Annotated in this window: 23 protein-coding genes and 1 pseudogene; 22 read left to right on the top strand and 2 right to left on the bottom strand. The window is 48.8% G+C overall.

All coding sequences use genetic code 11. From position 1 onward, the window contains the following. Nucleotides 1-20 precede the first annotated feature (20 nt). The 12 genes from purE to purD all read left to right on the top strand — a co-directional run bounded on the left by purE (nucleotide 21) and on the right by purD (nucleotide 12,847). Complete coding sequence (gene purE, locus M1D90_RS18600; RefSeq protein ID WP_020450433.1) at nucleotides 21-509, top strand: 5-(carboxyamino)imidazole ribonucleotide mutase; 489 nt, start codon at nucleotides 21-23, stop codon at nucleotides 507-509. Then, a complete protein-coding gene (gene purK, locus M1D90_RS18595; protein ID WP_456282962.1) occupies nucleotides 502-1,644 on the top strand; it encodes a 5-(carboxyamino)imidazole ribonucleotide synthase in 1,143 nt (380 codons plus the stop codon). Before purE ends, purK begins: the two co-directional genes overlap by 8 nt. Beyond that, the gene (purB, locus tag M1D90_RS18590) at nucleotides 1,641-2,936 is read left to right on the top strand and encodes an adenylosuccinate lyase (protein ID WP_020450435.1); all 1,296 of its coding nucleotides are present in this window, start codon (nucleotides 1,641-1,643) and stop codon (nucleotides 2,934-2,936) included. The genes purK and purB overlap by 4 nt, the downstream gene beginning before the upstream one ends. A 74-nt stretch (nucleotides 2,937-3,010) precedes the next feature. Further along, nucleotides 3,011-3,727: a phosphoribosylaminoimidazolesuccinocarboxamide synthase gene (gene purC, locus M1D90_RS18585; protein WP_035337053.1), complete on the top strand. Its 717-nt coding sequence runs from the start codon at nucleotides 3,011-3,013 to the stop codon at nucleotides 3,725-3,727. 1 nt (nucleotide 3,728) lies between these two features. Continuing rightward, complete coding sequence (gene purS / locus M1D90_RS18580) at nucleotides 3,729-3,983, top strand: phosphoribosylformylglycinamidine synthase subunit PurS (RefSeq protein WP_003179532.1); 255 nt, start codon at nucleotides 3,729-3,731, stop codon at nucleotides 3,981-3,983. Next, on the top strand, nucleotides 3,980-4,663 hold the full coding sequence (gene purQ, locus M1D90_RS18575; protein ID WP_020450437.1) for a phosphoribosylformylglycinamidine synthase subunit PurQ: 684 nt from the start codon (nucleotides 3,980-3,982) through the stop codon (nucleotides 4,661-4,663). The genes purS and purQ overlap by 4 nt, the downstream gene beginning before the upstream one ends. Further along, nucleotides 4,647-6,875 carry a phosphoribosylformylglycinamidine synthase subunit PurL gene (gene purL, locus M1D90_RS18570; protein WP_456282961.1) on the top strand — a complete coding sequence of 743 codons (2,229 nt, stop codon included), beginning with the start codon at nucleotides 4,647-4,649 and terminating at the stop codon, nucleotides 6,873-6,875. Before purQ ends, purL begins: the two co-directional genes overlap by 17 nt. Beyond that, nucleotides 6,851-8,281, top strand: a complete 1,431-nt coding sequence (gene purF / locus M1D90_RS18565; RefSeq protein ID WP_023855588.1) for an amidophosphoribosyltransferase — start codon at nucleotides 6,851-6,853, stop codon at nucleotides 8,279-8,281. The genes purL and purF overlap by 25 nt, the downstream gene beginning before the upstream one ends. Before the next feature lie 124 nt (nucleotides 8,282-8,405). After that, nucleotides 8,406-9,446: a phosphoribosylformylglycinamidine cyclo-ligase gene (gene purM / locus M1D90_RS18560; RefSeq protein WP_456282960.1), complete on the top strand. Its 1,041-nt coding sequence runs from the start codon at nucleotides 8,406-8,408 to the stop codon at nucleotides 9,444-9,446. Further along, entirely contained in the window at nucleotides 9,443-10,030 is a 588-nt protein-coding gene (gene purN, locus M1D90_RS18555) for a phosphoribosylglycinamide formyltransferase (protein WP_456282959.1), read from the top strand. Before purM ends, purN begins: the two co-directional genes overlap by 4 nt. Next, entirely contained in the window at nucleotides 10,027-11,565 is a 1,539-nt protein-coding gene (gene purH / locus M1D90_RS18550) for a bifunctional phosphoribosylaminoimidazolecarboxamide formyltransferase/IMP cyclohydrolase (protein ID WP_020450442.1), read from the top strand. Before purN ends, purH begins: the two co-directional genes overlap by 4 nt. A gap of 13 nt (nucleotides 11,566-11,578) precedes the next feature. After that, nucleotides 11,579-12,847: a phosphoribosylamine--glycine ligase gene (gene purD, locus M1D90_RS18545; RefSeq protein WP_456282958.1), complete on the top strand. Its 1,269-nt coding sequence runs from the start codon at nucleotides 11,579-11,581 to the stop codon at nucleotides 12,845-12,847. Between the two features lie 49 nt (nucleotides 12,848-12,896). On the opposite strand, the gene M1D90_RS18540 is transcribed toward purD, so the two are convergent. Continuing rightward, nucleotides 12,897-13,475: a TetR/AcrR family transcriptional regulator gene (locus M1D90_RS18540; RefSeq protein ID WP_456282957.1), complete on the bottom strand. Its 579-nt coding sequence runs from the start codon at nucleotides 13,473-13,475 to the stop codon at nucleotides 12,897-12,899. A gap of 137 nt (nucleotides 13,476-13,612) precedes the next feature. Here M1D90_RS18540 and M1D90_RS18535 point away from each other — a divergent pair, with 137 nt between their 5' ends. The 3 genes and pseudogenes from M1D90_RS18535 to M1D90_RS18525 all read left to right on the top strand — a co-directional run. Beyond that, nucleotides 13,613-14,836, top strand: a complete 1,224-nt coding sequence (locus tag M1D90_RS18535; RefSeq protein WP_456282956.1) for a cytochrome P450 — start codon at nucleotides 13,613-13,615, stop codon at nucleotides 14,834-14,836. A 778-nt stretch (nucleotides 14,837-15,614) separates the two neighbouring features. Further along, nucleotides 15,615-16,061 carry a DUF6376 family protein gene (locus tag M1D90_RS18530; protein WP_020450446.1) on the top strand — a complete coding sequence of 149 codons (447 nt, stop codon included), beginning with the start codon at nucleotides 15,615-15,617 and terminating at the stop codon, nucleotides 16,059-16,061. Nucleotides 16,062-16,177: 116 nt separating this feature from the next. Then, nucleotides 16,178-16,442 (top strand): annotated as a pseudogene (locus M1D90_RS18525) (transposase); the annotation flags it as partial. A 201-nt stretch (nucleotides 16,443-16,643) separates the two neighbouring features. On the opposite strand, the gene M1D90_RS18520 reads toward M1D90_RS18525, so the two are convergent. Next, nucleotides 16,644-16,874 (bottom strand): YgaP family membrane protein, encoded by a 231-nt coding sequence (locus tag M1D90_RS18520; RefSeq protein ID WP_003179554.1) that lies wholly within the window; start codon nucleotides 16,872-16,874, stop codon nucleotides 16,644-16,646. Between the two features lie 125 nt (nucleotides 16,875-16,999). Here M1D90_RS18520 and M1D90_RS18515 point away from each other — a divergent pair, with 125 nt between their 5' ends. From M1D90_RS18515 to M1D90_RS18485, 7 genes are all read left to right on the top strand, one after another. Beyond that, nucleotides 17,000-18,739, top strand: coding sequence for an adenine deaminase C-terminal domain-containing protein (locus M1D90_RS18515; protein WP_025810321.1), 1,740 nt, complete (start codon nucleotides 17,000-17,002; stop codon nucleotides 18,737-18,739). 28 nt (nucleotides 18,740-18,767) lie between these two features. Next, nucleotides 18,768-19,754 carry a DUF3048 domain-containing protein gene (locus tag M1D90_RS18510; protein ID WP_025810323.1) on the top strand — a complete coding sequence of 329 codons (987 nt, stop codon included), beginning with the start codon at nucleotides 18,768-18,770 and terminating at the stop codon, nucleotides 19,752-19,754. A 2-nt stretch (nucleotides 19,755-19,756) separates the two neighbouring features. Beyond that, nucleotides 19,757-20,068 carry a YerC/YecD family TrpR-related protein gene (locus tag M1D90_RS18505; protein ID WP_003179568.1) on the top strand — a complete coding sequence of 104 codons (312 nt, stop codon included), beginning with the start codon at nucleotides 19,757-19,759 and terminating at the stop codon, nucleotides 20,066-20,068. Between the two features lie 150 nt (nucleotides 20,069-20,218). Then, nucleotides 20,219-20,905 carry a heptaprenylglyceryl phosphate synthase gene (gene pcrB / locus M1D90_RS18500; RefSeq protein ID WP_105979214.1) on the top strand — a complete coding sequence of 229 codons (687 nt, stop codon included), beginning with the start codon at nucleotides 20,219-20,221 and terminating at the stop codon, nucleotides 20,903-20,905. 59 nt (nucleotides 20,906-20,964) lie between these two features. Next, nucleotides 20,965-23,184, top strand: a complete 2,220-nt coding sequence (pcrA, locus tag M1D90_RS18495; protein ID WP_456282955.1) for a DNA helicase PcrA — start codon at nucleotides 20,965-20,967, stop codon at nucleotides 23,182-23,184. Between the two features lie 34 nt (nucleotides 23,185-23,218). Then, nucleotides 23,219-25,222 carry an NAD-dependent DNA ligase LigA gene (ligA, locus tag M1D90_RS18490; protein WP_456282954.1) on the top strand — a complete coding sequence of 668 codons (2,004 nt, stop codon included), beginning with the start codon at nucleotides 23,219-23,221 and terminating at the stop codon, nucleotides 25,220-25,222. 15 nt (nucleotides 25,223-25,237) lie between these two features. Continuing rightward, the gene (locus M1D90_RS18485) at nucleotides 25,238-26,428 is read left to right on the top strand and encodes a CamS family sex pheromone protein (protein WP_023855598.1); all 1,191 of its coding nucleotides are present in this window, start codon (nucleotides 25,238-25,240) and stop codon (nucleotides 26,426-26,428) included. Nucleotides 26,429-26,519: the final 91 nt, after the last annotated feature.

Below are 26,519 nucleotides of genomic sequence, written 5' to 3'. Positions count from 1 at the left end.
TAAAGGTGGGACAAAAAGATATGCAGCCTCTTCTTGGTGTTATCATGGGAAGCACATCTGACTGGGAAACGATGAAACATGCCTGCGGCATCCTCGATGAACTGGGAATTCCGTACGAAAAAAAGGTCGTCTCCGCACATCGGACGCCTGATTTAATGTTCGAATATGCCGAAACGGCGCGGGAAAGAGGCTTGAAAGTCATCATTGCCGGAGCGGGCGGAGCCGCTCACCTGCCGGGAATGGTCGCAGCCAAAACGACGCTGCCCGTCATCGGTGTGCCGGTTCAGTCAAAAGCGCTGAATGGTCTCGATTCGTTGCTTTCAATCGTTCAAATGCCGGGCGGTGTACCCGTTGCGACCGTTGCCATCGGCAAAGCGGGAGCGGTCAACGCCGGACTGCTTGCGGCGCAGATTTTGTCTGCTTTTGACGAAAAGCTTGCCGGAAGATTGGATGAACGAAGGGAAAGCATCAGAAAAACCGTGTTGGAAAGCAGTGATCAGCTTGTATAAACAAACGATATTTCCGGGAGCGACAATCGGCATTATCGGAGGCGGACAGCTTGGCAAAATGATGGCGGTCGCGGCCAAACAAATGGGCTATAAAGTCGCTGTTGTTGACCCTGTCCCTTCATCACCGTGCGGACAGGTCGCAGACCTTGAAATTACGGCTGCTTATAATGATCGCGAAGCGATACGGAAGCTTGCCGAAGCGAGCGATGTGATTACTTATGAATTCGAAAACATCGATTATGATGCGCTGAACTGGCTGAAAGAGCACGCTTACCTTCCGCAAGGGAGCGAGCTGTTGCTCCTTACGCAAAACAGGGAAACCGAGAAAAAAGCGATTGAATCAGCGGGCTGCAAAGTCGCCCCGTACCGAATCATTCACGACCGGACGGAACTGGAAGCGTCAGTAGCGGAGCTCGGTCTTCCGGCGGTGCTGAAAACTTGCCGCGGCGGGTATGACGGAAAAGGGCAGTACGTCCTGAAACAACAAGCACAAATCGGGGAAGCCGCAGCACTTTTACGGCACGGCACATGCATTTTGGAAAGCTGGGTTCCTTTCAAAATGGAATTGTCCGTGATCGTGACGAGATCGGTTCACGGAGAGACAACCGTTTTTCCGGCGGCAGAGAACATCCATAAACAAAATATTTTATTCCAGAGCATCGTCCCGGCACGGGCCGATGAAGCGGTTCAGGAACAAGCGGCAGCACTTGCCCTCAGGCTTGCCGAAAAGCTTCAGCTTGTCGGAACACTGGCCGTTGAGCTTTTCCTGAAAGAAGACGGCGAACTTCTCGTCAATGAGCTAGCGCCGCGGCCGCATAATTCCGGCCATTACACCCTTGATCTTTGCGAAACGAGCCAGTTTGAACAGCATATCCGTGCTGTCTGCGGACTGCCGCTCGGCAAAACGGACCTTCTGAAGGAAGGAATGATGGTAAACCTTCTCGGAGATGAAGTGTACATGGCTGAAGAAGATCCCGAACTATTAAAAGAAGCGAAGCTTTATATATACGGAAAGCATGAAGTCAAACCGGGCCGCAAAATGGGGCATATCACATTTTTAAGAACACCCGACAATGAATGGATCGGGAAGCTGACAGAAAAGTGGATTGAAAGAGATGGAGGACGAAAACAATGATCGAACGTTATTCAAGACCGGAAATGGCTGCGATTTGGACGGATGAAAACAGATTCCAAGCATGGCTGGAGGTTGAAATACTGGCTTGTGAAGCTTGGGCTGAGCTCGGCGTCATTCCGAAAGAAGATGTGAAGGTTTTGCGGGAAAAAGCGTCGTTTGACATCAACCGCATCTTTGAAATCGAGCAGGACACGCGCCACGATGTCGTCGCATTTACCCGCGCCGTATCGGAAACGCTTGGCGAAGAGAAAAAATGGGTGCACTACGGACTGACATCAACAGATGTGGTCGATACAGCTCTTTCCTATCTATTAAAACAGGCGAACGATATTTTGCTCAAGGACATTGAGAGATTTGTTGACATCTTGAAAGAAAAAGCAAAGGAACATAAATATACGGTCATGATGGGACGCACACACGGCGTGCATGCAGAACCGACGACATTTGGCTTGAAGCTCGCCCTTTGGTATGAAGAAATGAAGCGCAACCTGGAACGCTTCAAGCAGGCGAAAGAAGGCATCGAAGTCGGTAAAATTTCAGGCGCAGTCGGAACGTACGCGAACATCGATCCATTCGTCGAGCAGTACGTATGTGAGAAGCTCGGCTTAAAACCGGCGCCGATTTCAACACAGACGCTGCAGCGCGACCGCCACGCCGATTATATGGCTGCACTGGCGCTAGTTGCGACAAGCATCGAGAAATTCGCCGTTGAGATCCGCGGCCTCCAAAAAAGCGAAACCCGCGAAGTCGAAGAATTTTTCGCAAAAGGCCAAAAAGGTTCTTCTGCCATGCCGCATAAACGCAATCCGATCGGTTCGGAAAACATGACGGGAATGGCGCGCGTCATCCGCGGCTACATGCTGACCGCCTATGAAAATGTACCGCTTTGGCATGAACGCGACATTTCGCATTCATCAGCAGAGCGCATCATTCTGCCTGATGCGACGATCGCGCTGAACTACATGCTGAACCGCTTTGGCAACATTGTGAAAAACTTGACCGTGTTCCCTGAAAACATGAAGCGCAACATGGACCGTACACTCGGATTGATCTACTCTCAGCGCGTTCTTCTCGCTCTCATTGATACAGGCATGGCGCGTGAAGAAGCGTATGACACTGTTCAGCCGAAAGCGATGGAAGCATGGGAGAAACAAGTGCCGTTCCGCCAGCTTGTCGAGGCTGAGGAAAAAATTACGTCCCGACTGTCTCCGGAACAAATTAACGACTGCTTTGATTACAATTACCACTTGAAAAACGTCGACTACATTTTTGAACGTTTAGGCTTAGCGTAGAATCGACCGCCCGCTTTAACAGGCGGGGGTCTAAAAGATGAAATATTTCCAACATTCGGGTTAGGAGGCCTTCTGTGAATATTGTGAAAAATGAACTTTTATATGAAGGAAAAGCGAAAAAGATATACCTGACGGATGATGACAACACGTTGTTTGTCGAATACAAAGACTCGGCGACGGCTTTTAACGGAGAAAAAAAAGCCGAGATTGATGGAAAAGGCCGTTTAAATAACGAAATTTCCAGCCTGATTTTCACAAGGCTTCACGAGAAGGGAATCAACAACCACTTTGTTGAACGAATTTCAGAAACGGAGCAGCTCATTAAAAAAGTGACGATCATCCCGCTTGAAGTCGTTGTCCGCAATGTCGTTGCGGGAAGCATGTCCAAACGGCTCGGCATTTCGGAAGGCACGGAGCTGGAGCAGCCGATTATCGAGTTTTACTACAAGGATGACGCGCTCGGCGATCCGCTGATCACAGAAGACCATATCCGGATTTTAAACGCGGCTGAGCCTGAACAGGTGGAGAAAATCAAATCGATTACGAGACAGGTAAACGAAGAGCTGCAGACGATTTTCGCGGCTTGCGGTGTCAGATTGATAGATTTCAAGCTTGAGTTCGGGCGCGATAAAGACGGCGAGGTCCTGCTGGCCGATGAGATTTCCCCGGATACGTGCCGGCTGTGGGATAAAGAAACGAATGAAAAGCTTGATAAAGATGTGTTCAGAAGAAACCTGGGCGGATTGACGGATGCATACGAAGAAATATTCAAAAGACTTGGAGGCATGTAATATGTACAAAGTGAAAGTGTATGTCAGCTTAAAAGAGAGTGTTTTAGATCCTCAGGGGAGCGCCGTTCAGCATGCTTTGCACAGCATGTCCTACAAAGAAGTTCAGGACGTCCGCATCGGCAAATACATGGAGCTCACAATTGAAAAATCGGACCGCGACCTTGACGTTCTCGTCAAAGAAATGTGCGAAAAACTTTTGGCCAACACGGTGATTGAAGATTACAGATACGAAGTCGAGGAGGTTGTCGCACAGTGAAATTTGCGGTGATTGTGCTGCCGGGCTCAAACTGCGATATCGATATGTTCCACGCGATCAAGGATGAGCTTGGCGAAGAAGCTGAATACGTCTGGCATACAGAAACAAGTCTTGATGAATATGACGGTGTCCTCATTCCGGGGGGATTCTCATACGGGGATTATTTAAGATGCGGCGCGATCGCCCGCTTCGCAAACATTATGCCGGCCGTCAAAAAAGCGGCTGAAGAAGGGAAGCCGGTGCTCGGCGTCTGCAACGGCTTTCAAATTTTGCAGGAGCTCGGTCTTTTGCCGGGCGCGATGAGACGCAACAAAGATTTGAAATTTATTTGCCGTCCGGTTGAACTGGTTGTCCAAAACAATGAAACGCTTTTTACATCTTCCTACGGCAAAGGCGAATCCATCACGATTCCGGTCGCGCACGGCGAAGGAAACTTCTACTGTGATGAAGAAACGCTTGCCGGATTACAAGAAAACAACCAAATCGCTTTCACATACGGAACGGATATCAACGGAAGCGTCGCCGGCATTGCAGGCGTCGTCAATGAAAAAGGCAATGTATTAGGCATGATGCCTCACCCTGAACGCGCAGTCGATTCTCTGCTCGGAAGCGCCGACGGTCTTAAACTGTTTCAATCTATCGTGAAAAATTGGAGGGAAACTCATGTCGCTACTGCTTGAACCAAGTCAAGAACAAATTAAGGAAGAGAAGCTCTATCAGCAAATGGGTGTCAGCGATGACGAGTTTGCCATGATTGAATCGATTCTCGGAAGGCTTCCAAACTATACGGAAATCGGGATTTTTTCGGTCATGTGGTCAGAGCACTGCAGCTACAAAAATTCCAAGCCGATCCTGAAAAAGTTCCCGACAAAAGGCGAACGCGTCCTGCAAGGGCCGGGGGAAGGCGCAGGAATCGTCGATATCGGCGACAATCAGGCGGTTGTCTTCAAAATCGAATCGCATAACCATCCGTCAGCGATTGAGCCTTATCAGGGAGCTGCAACAGGTGTGGGCGGCATCATCCGCGACGTCTTTTCAATGGGCGCGCGTCCGATCGCTGTTTTGAACTCTCTCCGGTTTGGTGAACTCACTTCACCGCGTGTGAAGTACTTGTTTGAAGAAGTAGTCGCGGGCATTGCCGGATACGGAAACTGCATCGGCATTCCGACCGTAGGCGGTGAAGTTCAGTTTGACAGCTGCTATGAAGGCAATCCGCTTGTCAACGCGATGTGTGTCGGTTTGATCAACCATGAAGATATTAAAAAAGGGCAGGCGAAAGGCGTCGGCAATACGGTCATGTACGTCGGTGCGAAAACGGGGCGCGACGGCATCCACGGCGCCACGTTCGCCTCAGAGGAAATGTCTGACCAATCAGAAGAAAAACGCTCGGCTGTGCAAGTCGGCGATCCATTCATGGAAAAGCTGCTTCTTGAAGCGTGTCTGGAAGTCATCAAATCAGACGCCTTGGTCGGTATTCAGGACATGGGTGCGGCAGGACTGACAAGTTCAAGCGCGGAAATGGCATCCAAAGCCGGATCGGGCATCGAGATGAACCTTGACTTGATCCCGCAGCGCGAAACAGGGATGACGCCGTACGAAATGATGCTTTCCGAATCTCAGGAGCGCATGCTTTTAGTCATCGAACGCGGCCGCGAACAAGAGATCATCGATATTTTTGACAAGTATGATCTTGAAGCTGTGGCTGTCGGTCACGTGACAGACGACAAGATGCTGCGCCTTTTCCACAACGGGGAAATGGTTGCCGATCTTCCGGTTGATGCGCTTGCAGAGGAAGCGCCGGTTTACCATAAGCCGTCAAAAGTTCCGGCTTATTATAAAGAATTCCTTGAAACAGACGTCCCTGCACCAAAAGTCGAAGATGCGAAAGAAACGCTTCTCGAGCTGTTAAAGCAGCCGACTATTGCGAGCAAAGAATGGGTTTATGACCAATATGACTACATGGTCAGGACGAACACGGTTGTCGCACCGGGCTCTGATGCAGCCGTCCTGCGGATTCGCGGCACGAAAAAGGCGCTTGCCATGACAACGGACTGCAATGCCCGCTACTTGTACCTCGATCCGGAAAAAGGCGGGAAAATCGCTGTCGCGGAAGCGGCCCGCAATATCGTCTGCTCCGGAGCAGAACCGCTTGCCGTTACGGATAACCTCAACTTTGGGAATCCGGAAAAGCCGGAGATTTTCTGGCAGATCGAAAAAGCGGCAGACGGGATCAGCGAGGCGTGCAACGTGCTCAGCACACCGGTCATCGGCGGAAACGTCTCTCTTTACAACGAATCAAACGGAAGCGCGATCTACCCGACGCCTGTCATCGGAATGGTCGGACTGATCGAAGATACAGACCATATTACGACACAGCACTTTAAAGTAGCGGGCGATTTGATTTATGTCATCGGCGAAACATTCCCTGAGTTCGCCGGAAGCGAGCTGCAAAAACTGTCCGAAGGAAAGATTTACGGCAAAGCGCCTGCCATCGACTTGGAAGTCGAACAAGCGCGTCAAAAAGCGCTTCTGAAAGCGATCCGCACAGGGCTCGTGCAGTCCGCGCATGACGTCTCAGAAGGCGGCATCGGCGTGGCGCTGGCGGAAAGCGTCATATCTTCTCAAGGACTCGGCGCCAATGTAACGCTTGCAGGCGAATCTGCATTGTTATTCAGCGAAACACAATCACGGTTTATCGTCTCTGTGAAAAAAGAGCATCAAGAAGCGTTCGAAAAGCTTGTCAAAGACGCCGAGCTCATCGGCGAAGTAACGTCAGACAGCGCGCTGTCTGTTCAAAGCCAGGAAGGACAACAATGGATTCATGCGCAGACAGAAGAGCTCGAAAGCGCATGGAAAGGAGCTATCCCATGCTTGCTGAAATCAAAGGCTTAAATGAAGAATGCGGCGTATTTGGGATTTGGGGGCATGAAGAAGCACCGCAAATTACGTACTACGGCCTTCACAGCCTTCAGCACAGAGGCCAGGAGGGTGCCGGCATCGTGGCGACAGACGGCGAAAAAATGTCTGCCCACAAAGGCCAGGGGCTGATTACTGAAGTTTTTCAAAACGGCGAGCTCAAAAAGGTGACAGGAAAAGGAGCGATCGGCCATGTCCGCTATGCAACGGCGGGCGGCGGCGGCTTCGAAAACGTCCAGCCGTTCCTTTTCCATTCGCAAAACAACGGCAGCCTTGCGCTTGCGCACAATGGAAACTTAGTGAATGCCACTCAGCTGAAACAGCAGCTTGAAAACCAGGGCAGCATTTTTCAAACGTCTTCTGATACGGAAGTGCTCGCCCATTTAATTAAAAGAAGCGGCCACTTCGAGCTGAAAGATCAGATCAAAAACGCTCTTTCCATGCTGAAAGGCGCTTATGCTTTCCTGATCATGACGGAAAAGGAAATGATCGTGGCGCTTGATCCGAACGGACTCAGACCGCTATCTGTCGCAATGCTCGGCGACGCGTACGTCGTCGCTTCTGAAACGTGCGCGTTTGATGTGGTCGGCGCGACATATTTGCGAGATGTAGAACCGGGCGAGATGCTGATCATCAATGATGAAGGCATGAAGTCTGAGCGGTTCTCCATCAACATCAACCGTTCGATCTGCAGCATGGAGTACATTTATTTCTCAAGGCCTGACAGTAATATTAACGGCATTAATGTCCACAGCGCGAGAAAAAATCTCGGTAAAAAGCTTGCTGAAGAATCAGGCATTGAAGCAGATGTGGTGACAGGGGTTCCGGATTCAAGCATTTCAGCGGCCATCGGCTATGCCGAAGCGACGGGAATTCCTTACGAACTCGGACTGATTAAAAACCGCTATGTCGGCAGAACGTTCATTCAGCCGTCACAGTCGCTCAGGGAGCAGGGCGTGAGAATGAAGCTGTCAGCCGTCCGCGGGGTCGTTGAAGGCAAGCGCGTCGTCATGGTGGACGATTCTATCGTGAGAGGCACGACAAGCCGCAGAATTGTGACGATGCTGCGCGAAGCCGGAGCGACGGAAGTGCACGTCAGAATCAGTTCCCCGCCTATTGCCCATCCGTGCTTTTACGGAATTGACACATCAACGCATGAAGAACTGATCGCGTCCTCCCATTCAGTGGAAGAAATCCGTCAGGAAATCGGCGCCGATACATTGTCATTCTTGAGCATTGAAGGACTCCTTTCCGGGATCGGAAGACAGTATGAAGACGAAAACTGCGGGCAGTGCATGGCCTGCTTTACAGGAAAATACCCGACCGAGATTTATCAGGATACGGTTCTTCCTCACGTGAAAGAAGCCGTTTTGACAAAATAAACCGGCCGGCGCTCTTGAAGCGCCGCGCCTCCTGAAATGAATAAAGGGCAGCAGAAGCGATGCGGCTGCTCTTTTGATTTTGAATATTACGAATGGACAAGCGCGGAATAAGGAGTGGATTGTGTTGTCTGAAAGCTATAAAAACGCCGGGGTTGATATTGAAGCCGGATATGAAGCCGTAAAACGAATGAAAAAACATGTGGAAAGAACGAAGCGAATCGGCGCAATGGGCGGTCTTGGCGGATTTGGCGGCATGTTTGACCTGTCAGAACTGCCGTACAAACAGCCGGTTCTGATTTCGGGAACGGACGGTGTCGGCACAAAGCTGAAGCTCGCTTTTGCGATGGACAAGCATGACACGATCGGCATCGATGCCGTCGCTATGTGTGTCAACGATGTGCTCGCTCAAGGAGCGGAGCCGCTGTTCTTCCTTGATTACCTTGCGGTCGGAAAAGCCGACCCCGTCAAAATTGAAGAAATTGTAAAAGGTGTCGCAGAAGGCTGTGTACAGTCAGGATCAGCGCTAGTCGGCGGAGAAACGGCGGAAATGCCGGGTCTTTATACAGAGGATGAATACGATATTGCCGGGTTCTCGGTCGGAGCCGCTGAAAAAGATGGCATCGTCACGGGCGAAAACATCAGCGAAGGGCACCTTTTAATCGGACTTTCTTCAAGCGGACTTCACAGCAACGGCTTCTCTCTCGTTCGTAAAGTTCTTCTTGAAGATGCCGGTCTGAACCTTGATGAGACGTATACACCTTTTGAACGGCCTCTTGGCGAAGAGCTTTTAGAGCCGACGAAAATTTATGTCAAGCCTGTCCTTGAAGCGGTGAAATCAGGTAAAATCGCAGGCATGGCGCACGTGACCGGCGGCGGTTTTATTGAAAACCTGCCGCGCATGATGCCTGAGGGTCTCGGTGTTGAAATCGACATCGGCTCCTGGCCCGTCCCTCCTGTCTTTCCGTTCATTCAGGAGAAAGGCGGCCTGAAGTCCGAGGAAATGTTCAATGTTTTCAATATGGGAATCGGGTTTGTCCTTGCGGTGAAAGAAGAGGATATGACAGACGTGATTCAAACGCTCGAAAACAACGGTGAAAAAGCCTATCTCATCGGCAGAGTGAAAGCCGGAAGCGGCGTTGAGTTTGGCGGTGCCGGTCTTTCATGAGAAAATTCGCGGTATTTGCATCAGGAAGCGGAACGAACTTTGAAGCGATCGCAAGAAGAATGAGAGAAGAGAACTGGGATGCCAAAATCGTTTTTGTCGTCTGTGACAAGCCCGATGCGAAAGTGCTTGAAAGAGCTGAAAAAGCCGGAATTCCATCGTTCGCATTCCAGCCGAAATCGTTCGAAAATAAAGCAGCTTTTGAACAAGTGATCGTTGAACAGCTCCGCCTCCACGGAGCAGAATGGATTGTCCTGGCGGGGTACATGAGACTGATCGGCGATACGCTTCTGTCGGCTTACCGGAATAAAATCATCAACATCCATCCGTCGCTCCTGCCGGCGTTTCCCGGCATCGACGCGATCGGACAGGCGTACAGAGCGGGTGTGAAAGTGGCGGGCATCACGGTTCACTATGTTGACGAAGGCATGGACACCGGTCCGATTATCGCCCAGCGCGCCGTCGAGCTTGAAAAAAGCGAAACACTCGCATCTCTTGAAGAAAAGATACACAAATTGGAGCATGAGCTTTATCCCGAAGTAATCAAAGAGCTTCTTGAACTAAATGGCAGAGGTGAAAAGGAATGACGATCAAACGCGCATTAATCAGCGTATCAGATAAAACGAACATTGTCCCTTTTGTAAAAGAATTGACAGAGCTTGGCGTAGAAGTGATTTCAACAGGCGGCACAAGCAAACTTCTTCAGGAAAACGGCGTTGACGTCATCGGCATTTCTGAAGTGACGGGCTTTCCCGAAATCATGGACGGCCGTCTGAAAACCCTTCATCCGAATATTCACGGCGGGCTTCTTGCCGTCCGCGGCAACGAAAAACACATGGCGCAGCTCAATGAACAGGGAATTCAGCCGATCGACCTTGTCGTTGTTAATTTATATCCGTTTAAAGAAACGGTTTCTAAAGAAGACGTCACATTCGAAGAAGCGATTGAGAATATCGACATCGGCGGTCCAGGCATGCTTCGCGCAGCAGCGAAAAACCACCAGGACGTGGCGGTCATCGTCGATCCCCGCGACTACAGCCCTGTACTGAACGACTTGAAAGAAAACGGCAGCGTCTCTCTTGAGAAAAAACGCGAGTTGGCAGCGAAGGTGTTCCGCCACACGGCAGCGTATGACGCGTTGATCGCTGACTATTTAACAAAGGTAACCGGCGAAAAAGAGCCTGAACAGTTCACCGTCACTTTTGAGAAAAAGCAATCGCTCCGCTACGGCGAAAATCCGCATCAGGAAGCAGTCTTTTATCAAAGTGCGCTCCCTGTCAAAGGGTCAATCGCTTCAGCTGAACAGCTGCACGGAAAAGAGCTCTCTTACAACAATATCAAAGACGCGGATGCAGCACTTCAAATCGTCCGCGAGTTCACGGAGCCGGCTGCGGTTGCCGTCAAGCATATGAACCCTTGCGGCGTCGGGACGGGCAACACGATCGAAGAGGCGTTTAACAAAGCATACGCCGCTGACGAAACGTCAATTTTCGGCGGCATCATCGCTTTGAACCGGGAAGTGGATAAAGCGACGGCTGAAACGCTTCACAAAATCTTTTTGGAAATCATCATCGCGCCAGCATTCAGCCAAGAAGCGCTTGATATTTTAACATCCAAGAAAAACCTTCGCCTCTTGACCCTTGATGTCAATCAGCCTGTGAAAAACGAAAAGCAGCTGACATCTGTTCAAGGCGGGCTTTTGATTCAGGATCTGGATATGCACGGTTTTGACGACGCCGACATCACAATTCCGACGAAAAGAGAGCCGACCGAACAGGAATGGGCTGACTTGAAGCTCGCTTGGAAAGTTGTGAAGCATGTCAAATCGAATGCGATTGTCCTGGCAAAAGACGATATGACGATCGGCGTCGGCGCTGGACAAATGAACCGAGTCGGCTCCGCGAAAATCGCAATTGAGCAAGCCGGCGGGAAAGCGAAAGGAAGCGCGCTCGGATCAGATGCGTTCTTCCCGATGCCTGATACGGTCGAAGAAGCGGCTAAAGCCGGTGTGACGGCGATCATTCAGCCGGGCGGATCGGTTCGTGATGAAGATTCGATTCAAAAAGCGGATGAATACGGGATCGCGATGGTGTTCACCGGAATCCGCCATTTCAAACATTAAGGGAGTGACCAGCGTGAACGTATTGATTATCGGCAGAGGCGGCAGGGAGCACACGCTCGCCTGGAAAGCGGCGCAAAGCCCTCTTGTCGGCACTGTATATGCGGCGCCCGGCAATGACGGAATGGCCGGGACCGCCGTACTCGTTGATCTTGACGAAGGCAATCACGAAGGGCTTCTCGCTTTCGCAAAGGAAAACAATATCGGACTGACGATTGTCGGTCCTGAGGTCCCTTTAATCGAAGGGCTTGTTGATGCATTTGAAGAAGCGGGCCTTCCGGTGTTCGGTCCGTCGAAAAAAGCAGCGGTGATTGAAGGAAGCAAGCAGTTTGCCAAAGATCTGATGAAAAAATATCAAATACCGACAGCAGAATACGAAACGTTTACATCTTTTGAAAAAGCAAAGGCGTATGTTGAGGAAAAAGGCGCTCCGATCGTCATCAAAGCTGACGGGCTTGCCGCTGGAAAAGGCGTCACAGTCGCGATGACAGCCGAAGATGCGGTTCAGTGTCTGCATGACTTTTTAGAAGATGAAAAGTTCGGCGATGCAAGCGCCTCTGTCGTTATCGAGGAATTTTTGAACGGTGAAGAATTTTCGCTGATGGCTTTTGTCAAAGGTGAAAAAGTGTATCCGATGGTGATCGCGCAAGATCACAAGCGGGCATTTGACGGAGACAAAGGCCCGAATACAGGGGGAATGGGCGCATATTCCCCGGTGCCGCAGATTTCGGATGCGGTCGTTGAAGACGCCGTTAAAACGATTTTGGAGCCGGCGGCCGAAGCGATGGTTAAAGAAGGCCGTTCGTTTACGGGAGTCTTGTATGCCGGCTTAATGCTGACCGAAAAAGGAACAAAAGTGATCGAATTCAACGCGAGATTCGGAGATCCGGAAACCCAGGTCGTACTGCCGCGTCTTGAATCAGACCTTGTACAAGTCTTGCTTGACCTCCTCGCGGACAAAGAAGTGGAGCTGAAGTGGAAGGATACGGCGGCAGTCACCGTTGTTCTTGCATCTGACGGCTATCCGGAAAGCTATGAAAAAGGCACGCCGATCGGCATGCTTGAGCCTGATATGGAACAGACCGTCGTCTTTCACGCTGGCACGAAAAAAAGCGGCGGTCAGTTTGTGACAAACGGCGGCCGCGTCGCCAATGTCACGGCGTTTGCCGAGACGTTTGAAGCGGCCAGGGAAGCAGCCTATCAAGCGGTGGAACGAGTAAGAAAACCGGGGCTGTTTTACCGGACGGATATCGGCGCGCGTGCGCTCAAGGCAGCGCAGAAATAACCGGTGAAGAGACAGAGCGGAAGCACCCGTTTTGTCTCTTTTTTTGCCGTCAATTTTTTTGGATCATTTTAATCAACGATTCAGCCATCAATTCGGGCGGATAAGGCATGCCGTTTTCAAGCCACCATGCGGCTGTGCCTGCAAAGGCGGAAATCACAAATCGCCGCTGGATATCAAGAGGCACTGAGCGGTTAGTATCGGCAGCTGCCGTTTTTTTGATTCCCGTCAAAAAGCTGTCATTCCAAAAATCATTGAGCAGCTCCTTAATGTTCAGCTCATATCTTCTGTTGATGATAATCGCAAAATCATCGCAGTTCTGTTGTAAATGCTGATAAAAGCGCAGCACATACCAGTACGCTTCAGGCTTTTCCCCGCTGCAATATATATCAAGCGGCGAAAAAATATCCTCTTTCATTACTTCAAACATGTCTCTCATATTTTGATGAAGCAAATCGTATTTATCTTGATAATGCTGATAAAATGTCGTTCGATTCAAGTTTGCCCGTTGCGTAATATCCTGTACAGAGATTTTTCCCCATTCTTTTTCAGCAAGCAGTTCAAACAAGGCTTTTTTTAAATTTGTTTTCGATTTTGTAATCCGCTTGTCCCCGCGATAGCTGTCAGCCACTTCAGCCGCCTCCTCAAACACTTTTTCGACACTTCTTTTCCACTTGTTGGTTGAATGATCCGGTGGATTCTTTTAATTTTAAACTAACATATTGAACTTCATGAATCAGCTGACAAGAACCGAGGGAGTGAAAGCGAATGAGTCAAACAAAACAGCAGAACCCTATTCAGAAAGCGCTGCTTAACGGAAAGAACAGACAAGACCCTTATGATCCGTTTCCATGGTATGAAAAAATGCGCACCGAATCACCGATTCACTATGATGAAGACAGCAAGGTGTGGAGTGTGTTCCGTTATGACGATGTCAAAAGAGTGATCAGCGACAAAGACTTTTTTTCAAATCAGTTCCATCAGCTTGGAACCGGCAATACGTTTGCGAAAACGTTGATTAGCATGGATCCGCCGAAACACACGAGAATCAGATCGATCGTCAACAAGGCTTTTACTCCGCGTGTCATGAAAGAGTGGGAGCCGCGCATTCGCGAACTGACGAATGAACTGCTCGCTCAAATCCGCGGCAGGGAAGAGATCGACCTTGTACAGGATTTTTCATATCCGTTGCCCGTCATCGTCATTTCGGAATTGCTCGGCGTTCCTTCAGTGTATAAGCACCATTTCAAAGAATGGTCCGACGTGTTGGTCAGCCTGCCGAAGAGCGATCGGCAAGAAGATGTGAACGAGTGGAAAAACATCAGGGATCAAGGGGAAGAAGAGCTGACCGCGTTTTTTGAAAAGATGATCGAAGAGAAAAGACAAAACCTCGGCAATGACTTGATTTCGCTCTTGATCAAAGCCGAACAAGAAGGGGACAAGCTTTCTCCTGATGAATTGGTTCCGTTTTGCAACCTGCTCTTGATGGCGGGGAATGAAACGACGACCAATTTGATTTCAAATGCGGTCTACAGCATTCTCGAAACACCGGGTGCGTATGACGAGCTCGCCAGGCATCCTGAACTGATTCCGCAGGCCGTCGAGGAAGCCGTCCGTTTCCGGGCGCCTGCGCCGATGATCGTGCGCTTCGTTAAACAGGATACCGAGATCAGAGGAGTAAGTTTGAAAAAAGGAGAAGGCGTCGTCGCTTTTCTTGCTTCTGCCAACCGTGATGAAGCGAAATTTGAGAGGGCGCACGAATTTGATATTCACCGTCATCCGAACCCGCATATCGGATTTGGCCACGGCATCCATTTCTGCTTAGGCGCTCCGCTCGCGAGGCTGGAAGCAACGATTGCCCTTGAGGGGCTTCTGAAGCAGTATTCCTCGATGGAAAAGCTTGCGATCGCGCCGATGGCGGACAGCAGCATGTACGGCTTGAAACAATTCCGTCTGCGGGTGAAATCAGCAGGGGAAACGGCGCCTAACTAATTAAAAAAGCACCCGTGAAAGGTGCTTTTTTGTTATCGATAGAAAAATCGTACAACCAATTTTATTTAGACAGTGATAGAAAAGGAGATAACATATGAGTCATGTAACCTGCAAAAGGTGTAAAAAACAAATATCAAAAGACGAGACATTTTATTACGTAGACAAGCCCGTCGGACTATCAGGATTCGCCCATGTCAAAAGGTTTTTGGAGAGCAACGGCTTGATTTTATGTGAAGATTGTATAAGAGAGCATTTGCAAAAATGACATCATTCAATATCAAAAAAGCCCCTATAAAAGATGACGAAATCCTAAAACTTTAAACCGTTTTAGGATTTCGTCAACAATCTGCCACTTTCATTCCCAAGAAGGTGTTTTTTTACGGACAGGGCATTTCTTTCATAAGCCGGCCAGCAGGAATTTGACTGGATAAGCCTTGTGCCTTAAAATGAAAGTAATAAAAATGAATACTCCAAAGGGGAGTAGCTGTCACAGTAAAGTCGTCATTACGGGATGTCCTAGATCCTCGGCTTTGCTGGCAATCTAATTGTTAGCGAGACCTTTGCCAAATCTGATTTGGTGAAGGTCTTTTTGTTTATCCACTTCACCAAATCGGTGGAGTTTTTTCATTTTTATCAAAAGGGAAAGGAGACTGACCGTGTCTAAGCTCGGGAAATGGCTGAAGCGTGAATTGGTGAAGAAAGGTCTGCCTTTGGCGAAAGAAAAATTAATTCCGATTTTGAAAGAAAAAATGAAAAAGAAACGATAAGGAGGCAAACAATGAAAAGAATTCTTATAGTTCTTGCCGGAATGGGCCTTTTAGGTGCAGGCGGATGCGGAATGCTTGATCAGGTGAATGACGGATTGAACTATACAAATGAAGCGGCCGGCTATATCCAAGAAGTGAAGACATTTGCGGAGGAGGCGCCTTCCTTGGCTGAACAGGCTGTAAACGACACGGGTGCAAAAGAAAAGCTGGAAACTCAGCTTGAGTCTATCCAGCAGGCTGCAGCCGATTTTAATGAATTAACCCCTCCCGATGCCGCAGCCGAGATTCATAACACCATCGAGAAGCATAATGAAACACTGCAAAAAAGCGCTGAGGATGTTTTGAAAAGTGTTGAGGAAGGAAAATTAACAGTCGAGAAGCTGGAGCAGTCAGAATTGGTGCAAAGCGCTCAGCAGATCAGCGATGTGATGGGCCAGATTGAAAAATTGACCGAATAGAAAAAAGCATCCCGGTTTGGGATGCTTTCAGCTTGTCGACAAAGCATAAAAAGTGGCTTCATCGACAAGCTTTTTTAAAAAAAATGTGAGTGGAATCTAGTTTTGGAGGTTTTACTATGTTGTCCAAGCACTCAAAAGATCAGCGTGAACAGCTTGAAGTCGTTGCCTTAAGTGAACTTGTCCTTGAAGATGATCTGGTCAGGAAGATGGAAGAAGTTCATGGATTTTTCATTTATTTATGAAAAAGTTGCCCCTCTTTATTCTTCAAAAGCACGTCCAAGCATTGATCCTGTTGTATTGATCAAAATGGTTCTGATTCAATACGTGCTTGGGCATCGCTCCATGCGCGAAACCATCGAACGGGTTTTTTGCGGCATGGCCTGCGCTGGACAACCCTGTGGGGAAAGAAAAAATTGTCCATGCAGGCGATGCTTGTTTTCGCTGACATGAATGGACATGGAAAGGCCCTAACCGCCGGCTTTTTCATCGAAAAAACAAAATAAACTTGACAAAAAATAGGTAGGACCTTAGAAATCCGACCTATTTTGTCAACGGTCTGAAATCACCTATAAAAGGTGCTTTTTACGATTGTTCGCCAGTCTCTCCCTGCTGCTTCATATAAGTTTGGCAAACATATGTCATGGGACAAAATCGCAAGATGCCGGAAGCGGCCTTCATCGCCCCCATAAACATGCAGAAAAGCGTCATTCTGCACCACGGTTTTCTCGTAAACTTTGCCGCTGCCGCCGACAGGATCGTCAGTCCGCAGGCAATGCGAAAAACGGCGTCAAACAGTCCGATGTTTTGCTTCATGCTTCATTCCTCCTATTTAAATAATTAAATAAAGTGTTTTTTCGAAAAATTGTAACGGATTGGTAATGCGTGACGATAGTAAATGTGTTAACATAGGATCATTACATGTAAAGGAGAGTATGTGAATGTCCGAACGCACCTTAATTTGGAAAAACAAACACATCAGATCGCAAGTTGATGTTGTAAGTTCAAGGCTGCAGCCAACGCTCCTTTTACGAAATGCCTCTGTACTGAACCCGTATGTAAAGCAATGGATTCTGGCAAACGTATGGATTCATCATGACAGAATCGTTTACGTCGGCCGTGACTTGCCGAAGACGGCTGTTAAAACTACAATAGATTGTGAAGGAAAATACATTGTACCCGGGTATATTGAGCCGCATGTCCATCCTTTTCAAATTTATAATCCCCAAACTTTGGCTGAATATGTGTCACAGTTTGGAACGACGACATTCGTAAATGACAACTTGTTTCTGCTTTTGCATTGCGGAAAAAAGAAAGCGTTTTCTATATTGGAAGAACTGAAAAAACAGCCTGTCCACTACTATTGGTGGTCAAGGTATGACTTGCAGACTGAAGTGTTGAATGAAGATCAAATTTTATCGATCGATTACCGAAAACGTTGGGGAGAACACCCGGACGTCATCCAGGGAGGAGAAATGACAGGCTGGCCGCGCCTCTTGGACGGCGATGATCTGCTCCTTCATTGCATGCAGTGCACGAAAAGAAGGAGAAAGCGGATCGAGGGTCATTTTCCGGGAGCATCGGAAAAAACGCTCACGAAGATGAAGCTTTTCGGCGCTGATGCAGATCATGAATCCATGACTGGAAAGGAAGTGCTGAAGCGGCTTGAACTTGGATACCACGTCGGCTTGAGGCAGTCTTCCATCCGTCCTGATTTGCGAAAGATTTTGCGCGAGCTGCACGAAGACGGCTTTCACCATTATGACCATATGTTTTATACAACGGACGGTGCAACGCCGAACTTTTATAAAGAAGGCATGACAAACAAGCTGATTGAAATTGCCATCGAAGAGGGCGTGCCGCTGATCGATGCCTATAATATGGCTTCGTTTAATATCGCTAAGTATTATCATATGGAGGATATCCTCGGTGTGGTGGCACCGGGCAGATACGCAACGCTCAACATTTTGAATAGCCCTGATGAACCGAATCCGGAGACAGTTTTGGCAAAAGGGCGGCTGATCAAATCAGGCGGCGTAAATATGAATGCGTTTTCAGTTCCGGATTGGCAAAAAGGGGGTCTTGTCCCTCTGAACCTTTCATATGATCTAACGATGGATGACTTGCAGTTTTCCATGCCGCTCGGCTTAAAAATGAGGAATTCCGTGATTATGGAGCCTTATACGATTGAGATTGACAACTCTGTCAACCAGCTTTCTTTTGACCATGATGAAAGCTATCTCTCGCTGTTCGACAAATACGGAAAATGGCGTGTCAATACGATGCTGAAGGGCTTTGCAACCCGCGTCCAAGGGTTCGTCAGCTCCTATTCGACAACGGGAGATATTATCGCGGTCGGCAAAAACAAGGAAGACATGCTTTTGGCCTTCAAGCGGATGAAAGAAATCGGGGGAGGTATCGTATTAGCGGAAAACGGAAAAATCCTGCACGAAATTCCTCTTCATTTAAGCGGCGGCGCATCAAATGAGATGTATGAAAAGGTGCTTGAAAGGGAAAAGACGTTAAAAGAGCTTTTGTTTGAAAGAGGCTATACGTTTGACGACCCGATCTACACCCTGCTCTTTTTGCAAAGCACTCATCTGCCTTATATCAGGGTGACGCCGAAAGGGATCTTTGATGTGATGAAAAAAACTGTACTCTTTCCATCGATAATGCGTTAAAATATAAAAGAGCGGGAGCTAATCTATGGTGAATCGATATGTAAGAGTACTGCTTTGTTTTGCTTCTCTTTTACTGCTTGCATCGTGCCAGTCGCAGGAACAGCAGGAAAAGGAAAAGAACATTCATCCGCTGACAGGATTGAAGGCGGACGGAGATATTCGGCAGCGGCCCATTGCCGTTGTGGTGAACAATCATTCAAAAGCACGGCCGCAGTCGGGATTAAGCAAGGCTGACATTGTCATTGAAGCTCTCAGTGAAGGACCGATCACACGATTGTTGGCGATCTATCAAAGCGACATGCCTGAAGCGGTTGGCCCAGTCCGCAGCGCCCGGGAGTATTTCATTGATTTGGCTCTCGGTTTTGACAGCCTCTTGGTGCATCACGGCTGGAGTCCGGGTGCAAAAAGCCGCCTGTTGAACGGCGACGCCGATCATATCAATGGGATGGATTACGACGGCAGCCTGTTTTGGAGGGCCGATTTTCGGGAAGCGCCGCATAATTCGTACACGTCATATAAAAATGTAAAGCAAGCAGCAGATGACAAAGGATATGCCATCGAAACCCGCACAGAACCGCTCACTTTTAAAGCAAGCCCTGACAAACCTTCGGATGCGCTTTATTCTATACGGTTAGATTACGGAACAAAATCCGTTACAAACCGTGTCGAATATGGTTATGATAAAAAGGTTGAAGGCTATGTGAGAAAGTCAGACGGTATTTTGACAACAGACCTTGAAACAGAAGAACCGGTTGTTCTTCAAAACATTCTAATAGCGGAAGCCGAACATCATATGAAAGATGCGTACGGGAGAAGGGATATTGACCTTCGTTCAGGCGGAAAAGGACTCCTTTTGCAAAACGGGGAAGTCCATCGGATCAGCTGGAAGAACGAAAACGGCCGGATCATACCGAAGACGGACGGCAAGACCGTTCCGTTTGTGCCGGGAAAAACGTGGATCAATGTCGTTCCCGATCTCAGCAAGGTTTCTATTAGCAAAGGAGAAGGTGTGTAAAGATGCAGATCGATAAATTGCGCGGGAGAGAGCTGGACCAGCTTTTTCAATCCATACTATCACTAAAAGATCTCGAAGAATGCTATCGTTTTTTCGATGATTTATGCACAATAAATGAAATTCAGTCATTGGCTCAGCGGCTCGAAGTAGCCAGAATGCTGCGCGACGGTAACACGTATCACAAAATTGAGACGGAAACCGGAGCGAGCACCGCGACCATTTCCAGGGTGAAACGCTGCCTGAACTACGGAAATGACGCTTATATCATGGCGCTGGACCGCGTCAAAGCAAATCAATCTGAATCATCTTCATGATGTCATGAAACCGCCTGGCTCAGGGCACTGAGCACCGGCGGTTTTTTTGTGCTTTCTGCACGTTTATCGTTTATTCGTTATCCGTTTTTCGAAAGGGGCTGAATTTGTTATAATATTTAAATGGTAAGAACGAATGGAGGAGCTTTTTTCATGTACGATATTACCGAGTGGAAGCATGTCTTTAAACTCGATCCGAATAAAGATATTACGGATGATCAGCTTGAACAGCTGTGCGAATCTGGAACAGACGCGGTTTTGATCGGCGGAAGCGATCATGTCACAGAAGATGATGTCCTTCGGCTGATGTCAAAAGTGCGCCGCTTTTTAGTGCCGTGCGTCCTGGAAGTGTCGACGATTGACGCGATCGTCCCGGGATTTGATCTCTATTTTATTCCGACTGTGCTCAACAGCAGAGATACCGACTGGATTGCCGGCTTACATAAAAAGGCGATGAAAGAATACGGCGAGCTGATGTCACCTGATGAGATTGTTGTTGAAGGGTACTGTATTTTGAATCAGGACTGCAAGGCTGCCGCTTTAACAAACGCAGATACCGAGCTTGACATTGAGGATATTAAAGCATACGCCCGCGTGGCAGAACATCTTTTCCGCCTTCCGGTCTTTTATCTTGAATACAGCGGCATGCTGGGGGATTCGGAGATCGTTAAGGAAACAAAAGCGGTGCTTCAGGAAACGACGCTGTTTTACGGCGGCGGCATCAAAGATGCGGAGACGGCGGTAAAAATGGCTGAGCACGCCGATGTGATCGTCGTCGGAAACGCGATTTATGAGAATTTCGAAGATGCGCTGCAAACGGTAAAGGCCGTAAAAGGATGAGCACAACGAACCGGATTGGTTTATAATAGAACATATGTTTGAATAGGCGGTGAACGGAATTGAATTACATTAGCGACCAATTATTAAGCGGATTAAACAAGATGCAGCAGGAAGCGGTCAAAACGACGGACGGTCCGCTTTTGATCATGGCCGGAGCAGGAAGCGGAAAGACGCGGGTATTGACGCACCGCATTGCGTATTTAATGGCGGAGAAGCGCGTTGCCCCGTGGAACATTTTGGCGATTACATTTACGAACAAAGCGGCCAGAGAAATGAAAGAACGTGTGGAACGCATTCTCGGACCGGGAGCGGACGACATCTGGATTTCGACGTTCCACAGCATGTGTGTGAGAATTTTGCGGAGAGACATCGACAGAATCGGCATCAACCGGAATTTCTCGATTCTTGATACGTCAGATCAGCTTTCCGTCATTAAAGGAATCTTAAAGGAAAGAAACATCGATCCGAAAAAATTCGATCCCAGAAGCATACTCGGATCGATCAGCAGTGCGAAAAACGAATTGATCGACCCGGAAGAGTACGAGAAAACAGCCGGCGGTTTTTTTGAACAAGTCGTCAGCGATGTCTACAAAGATTATCAGAAAAAACTGCGGAAAAACCAGTCGCTCGATTTTGACGATCTGATCATGACGACGATCATCCTGTTTGACCGGGTGCCGGAAGTGCTCGAATACTACCAGCGGAAATTCCAATACATTCATGTCGATGAGTATCAGGATACGAACAGGGCGCAGTATTTGCTCGTCAAAAAAATGGCGCAGCGCTTCGAAAACATCTGCGTCGTCGGCGACTCCGACCAGTCGATCTACAGATGGCGCGGAGCGGACATTGCCAACATTCTGTCGTTTGAAAAAGACTATCCGAATGCAAGCGTCATTCTGCTCGAACAAAACTACAGGTCGACAAAGCGGATATTGAACGCGGCCAATGAAGTGATTCAGAACAACTCCAACAGAAAGCCGAAAAACCTCTGGACCGAAAATGACGAAGGAGCGAAAATCTCCTACTTCAGAGGCGACAACGAATTTGGCGAAGGCCAATTTGTCGCGGGCAAAATCAGGGAGCTCGTCGGCTCGGGAAAACGATCTTACTCTGATATCGCGATTTTGTACCGGACGAACGCTCAATCGCGTGTCATCGAGGAAACGCTGATGAAAGCGAACATCAACTACAACATTGTCGGCGGCACGAAGTTCTATGACAGGAAAGAGATCAAAGACATCCTTGCGTATTTGCGCCTCGTCGCAAATCCTGACGACGATATCAGCTTTGCGCGGATCGTAAACGTGCCGAAGCGCGGCGTCGGTGCGACTTCAGTCGATAAAATTGCGGCTTATGCCGATATGAACGGAATGTCTTTATTTGAAGCGCTCGGACAGGTTGACTTTATCGGTCTCAGCGCAAGAGCGGCGAACGCGCTTGACGAGTTCAGACAGACGATCGAAAACCTGACGAACATGCAGGAATACTTATCTGTCACAGAGCTTACGGAAGAAATCCTTGAAAAAACCGAATACCGCGAAATGCTGAAAGCGGAAAAATCCCTGGAAGCGCAGAGCCGTCTTGAAAATATCGACGAGTTTCTCTCCGTAACGAAAAACTTTGAACAGCAAAGCGAAGATAAATCGCTCGTCGCCTTTTTGACGGATTTGGCCCTTATCGCCGATATCGATCAGCTTGATCAAAAGGAAGAAGAGACCGGAAATCAAGACGCGGTCATCTTGATGACGCTTCATGCCGCAAAAGGACTCGAATTCCCGGTCGTGTTCCTGATGGGGCTTGAAGAAGGGGTATTCCCGCACAGCCGCTCCCTGATGGAGGAAGCGGAGATGGAAGAAGAACGGAGACTCGCATACGTCGGCATCACGAGGGCTGAGGAAGAACTTTATTTAACTAACGCGCGGATGCGGACATTGTTCGGGAGAACGAATATGAACCCGGAATCAAGGTTCATTGCGGAAATACCGGAAGAATTATTGGACAATCTAAACGAGAAGAAAAAAGATCTGAAAACGCCGTTTGGAAGAAAGCCGGAGCGGAGAGGCCCGGTTACCCGGCCGGCTGCATCGTACAGCAAAACCGGCGGCGACGGTGTCAATTGGGCAGTCGGCGACAAAGCCTCCCATAAAAAGTGGGGCGTCGGAACCGTTGTCAGCGTCAAAGGATCCGGCGAATCGACTGAGCTTGACATCGCCTTCCCGAGCCCGACCGGAGTGAAGCGTCTTCTCGCGGCCTTTGCGCCTATTGAAAAGCAATAAATGGCAAAAGACCTGAAATGAAAGGACGAAACCAATGGAAAAAGAAGCAGCTAAACGCCGTGTGGAACAACTGCATGCATTGATTAACAAATACAACTACGAATATCACACCCTTGACGACCCAAGCGTGCCTGATTCCGAATATGACAAGCTGATGAAGGAACTTATTGCTCTTGAAGAAGAGCACCCCGACCTGAAAACGCCGGACTCTCCTTCTCAGCGCGTCGGCGGAGCCGTTTTGGACGCCTTTCAAAAGGTGCAGCATAAAACGCCGATGCTGAGCCTCGGCAACGCGTTTAATGAAGAAGATCTACGCGACTTTGACCGCCGCGTCCGCCAGGCGGTCGGAGATGTTGAGTACAACGTCGAATTTAAAATAGACGGTCTTGCTGTTTCACTGCGCTATGAAAACGGCGTATTTGTCAGAGGTGCGACAAGAGGCGACGGAACAACGGGCGAGGATATTACAGAAAATTTGAAGACCATCAGAAACATTCCCCTCCGAATGAAGCGCGATCTTTCAATTGAAGTGCGCGGCGAGGCTTTTATGCCGAAGCGCTCCTTTGAATTGCTGAACAAAGCGCGGCTCGAACGGGATGAAGAGCCGTTCGCCAACCCGCGGAACGCCGCTGCCGGCTCATTAAGGCAGCTCGATCCGAAAATCGCCGCGAAACGAAATCTCGACATCTTCGTCTACAGTATAGCGGAGCTTGACGAAATGGGCGTTGAAACGCAAAGCCAGGGACTTGATTTCCTCGACGAACTCGGCTTTAAAACCAATCATGAAAGAAAAAAATGCAGCACGATCGAAGAAGTCATTGAGATCGTCGAAGAGCTCAAGACAAAACGCGCCGACCTCCCGTATGAAATCGACGGGATCGTCATTAAAGTCAACTCCCTTGATCAGCAGGAAGAACTCGGCTTTACGGCAAAAAGCCCGCGCTGGGCAATCGCCTACAAGTTTCCTGCCGAAGAGGTTGTCACAACGCTTTTGGACATTGAATTAAGCGTCGGCCGGACGGGTGCAGTAACCCCGACTGCGATTCTCGAACCTGTAAAAGTGGCGGGAACGACCGTCCAAAGAGCTTCTCTCCACAACGAAGATTTGATTAAAGAGAAGGATATCAGACTGCTGGACAAAGTCGTCATTAAAAAAGCAGGAGACATCATTCCCGAGGTTGTCAACGTGCTCGTCGAACAGAGGACGGGAGAAGAGAAAGAATTCAACATGCCGAAGGAATGCCCGGAATGCGGAAGCGAGCTTGTCAGAATTGAAGGAGAAGTCGCGCTTCGCTGCATCAATCCGGAGTGCCCGGCTCAGATCAGGGAAGGCCTGATCCATTTCGTTTCCCGGAACGCGATGAATATAGACGGTCTTGGCGAGCGCGTCATCATCCAGCTGTTCCGCGAAGACCTCGTCCACAATGTCGCCGATCTGTATAAGCTGACGCGCGAGCAGCTGATCAATCTCGAGCGGATGGGGGAAAAATCGACCGACAACTTATTGAAGTCGATTGAAAAATCGAAGGAGAATTCATTGGAACGGCTTCTCTTCGGACTCGGCATCCGCTTCATCGGCGCCAAAGCGGCCAAGACACTGGCGATGCATTTTGAAACGCTTGACAGGCTCAAAAAAGCGACAAAAGAAGAATTGGTCGAAGTCGATGAAATCGGCGAGAAGATGGCGGACGCCCTCGTCACTTATTTTGAAAAAGAAGAGATTTTAAAGCTGTTGGACGAGCTTGAAGAACTCGGGGTGAACACCGAGTATAAGGGCCCGAAAAAAGCGGCCGCTGAAGCGAGCGATTCGTATTTTGCGGGGAAAACGATCGTCCTGACCGGGAAGCTCAACGAAATGTCGCGGAACGACGCGAAAGCGGAAATCGAAGCGCTCGGCGGAAAAATCACAGGCAGTGTAAGCAAAAAAACCGATCTCGTCATTGCCGGCGAAGCGGCAGGCAGCAAACTGGCGAAAGCTGAAGAGCTGAACATCGAAGTATGGGATGAAGCAAGACTGATCAGTGAGCTAAAGAAATAAGAGGAGTGTTTTCTATTGAAAAAGATATTATGTTTGGCGGCTGCTGCGGGTATGCTCATGCTCTCGGCCTGTGCGCCGAATTTTGGGGGAGAAGAAGAGCAGGAGATGGTGCAGAAAACGGATAAGTCGAAAGAAAAAGCCATCATTCCGAAATACAACATCTCCGATTCTTATTATAAAATGGTTCTTCCTTTCAAGGCGGGGAAAGCCCGCGGCTTGACGACCGAACGCCTGAATACGCGGCTGGATATCGATGAATTTGAGACAGGCATGATGCGCCTTGCGCAAGATTCATTTTCTACTGACGATTACCTTTTTCAAGAAGGACAATACCTGGATGAGGATACAGTTACGAGCTGGCTCGCCCGCAAAAAAACGGGAGACGACCTGAAAAAAGCGGAGAAAGACGATAAAAACTTCAAAAACCTCGGACTGAACCCCGCCCTTTCCGGAAGCGGGTCAACAGAGAAGCAAAACGAAGAAAGCCCGGTATACCTCGCCCATATGCTTGAGCATGACTACCTCGTCCGCAAAGACAAGGATACGATTGAGCTCGGCGGCGTCGTGATCGGCCTTGCGCTGAACTCTGTCTACTACTACCGCGAAAATGTCGGCGACCCGCAAAAAGAAGTGACCATCAGCGACAAAAAGCTGAGGCAGGAAGGCGAAAAAATTGCCGAGGAAGTGGCGAAACGGATCAGAAACATGGATGATTTGAAAAACATTCCGCTGACCATCATGCTCTACAAGCAGGCGCCTAAGTCATCGATCGTCCCTGGAAACTTTATCGCCAAAACCGATGTGAAATCAGGGACAAGCGAGCTCGGCGGCTGGGATAAAATCAATGAAGAGTACACGTTCTTCCCTTCAACAGAAGGTTCAGAGAAACATCCGGATGACGCGGAGCTTTTCAAACGCTTTAAAAACAAAGTCGACACGTATTTTCCAAACTACACAGGGGTTGTCGGCACGGCTCTCTATAAAGACGACCAAATGCAGGACATGAAAATCAACATCCCGATGCAGTTTTACGGCAAAAGCGAAGTCATCGCCTTTACCCAGTTCTTGACCGGTGAAGTGATGGATTACTACGGCAAAAGCGGACTGAACGTTGAGATCAACATTAATTCGTCAGCCGGGCAGGAAGCCGTTATCCTGAAAAAGCCGGGAGACAAGGAACCGACCGTCCATATTTATGATTCATAAAAAAGAAGCAGCCTTCTAGGCTGCTTCTTTTTGTCACGCGGAAACAGGAATAAGGAGACCTATCATTCATTCACGGTGCGCCAACAAAATA

It is taken from the genome of Bacillus sp. JZ34 (genome assembly GCF_053903205.1).
This window is presented reverse-complemented; position numbering and strand designations above follow the sequence as displayed.

What these genes read in the sequence shown, in the direction of transcription:
- purE (WP_020450433.1), top strand. Translation starts at nt 21, where the DNA reads ATGCAGCCTCTTCTTGGTGTTATCATGGGAAGCACATCTGACTGGGAA.
- purB (WP_020450435.1), top strand. Translation starts at nt 1,641, where the DNA reads ATGATCGAACGTTATTCAAGACCGGAAATGGCTGCGATTTGGACGGAT.
- purS (WP_003179532.1), top strand. Translation starts at nt 3,729, where the DNA reads ATGTACAAAGTGAAAGTGTATGTCAGCTTAAAAGAGAGTGTTTTAGAT.
- purL (WP_456282961.1), top strand. Translation starts at nt 4,647, where the DNA reads ATGTCGCTACTGCTTGAACCAAGTCAAGAACAAATTAAGGAAGAGAAG.
- purF (WP_023855588.1), top strand. Translation starts at nt 6,851, where the DNA reads ATGCTTGCTGAAATCAAAGGCTTAAATGAAGAATGCGGCGTATTTGGG.
- purN (WP_456282959.1), top strand. Translation starts at nt 9,443, where the DNA reads ATGAGAAAATTCGCGGTATTTGCATCAGGAAGCGGAACGAACTTTGAA.
- purH (WP_020450442.1), top strand. Translation starts at nt 10,027, where the DNA reads ATGACGATCAAACGCGCATTAATCAGCGTATCAGATAAAACGAACATT.
- M1D90_RS18535 (WP_456282956.1), top strand. Translation starts at nt 13,613, where the DNA reads ATGAGTCAAACAAAACAGCAGAACCCTATTCAGAAAGCGCTGCTTAAC.
- M1D90_RS18530 (WP_020450446.1), top strand. Translation starts at nt 15,615, where the DNA reads ATGAAAAGAATTCTTATAGTTCTTGCCGGAATGGGCCTTTTAGGTGCA.
- M1D90_RS18520 (WP_003179554.1), bottom strand. Translation starts at nt 16,874, where the DNA reads ATGAAGCAAAACATCGGACTGTTTGACGCCGTTTTTCGCATTGCCTGC.
- M1D90_RS18515 (WP_025810321.1), top strand. Translation starts at nt 17,000, where the DNA reads ATGTCCGAACGCACCTTAATTTGGAAAAACAAACACATCAGATCGCAA.
- M1D90_RS18505 (WP_003179568.1), top strand. Translation starts at nt 19,757, where the DNA reads ATGCAGATCGATAAATTGCGCGGGAGAGAGCTGGACCAGCTTTTTCAA.
- pcrB (WP_105979214.1), top strand. Translation starts at nt 20,219, where the DNA reads ATGTACGATATTACCGAGTGGAAGCATGTCTTTAAACTCGATCCGAAT.
- ligA (WP_456282954.1), top strand. Translation starts at nt 23,219, where the DNA reads ATGGAAAAAGAAGCAGCTAAACGCCGTGTGGAACAACTGCATGCATTG.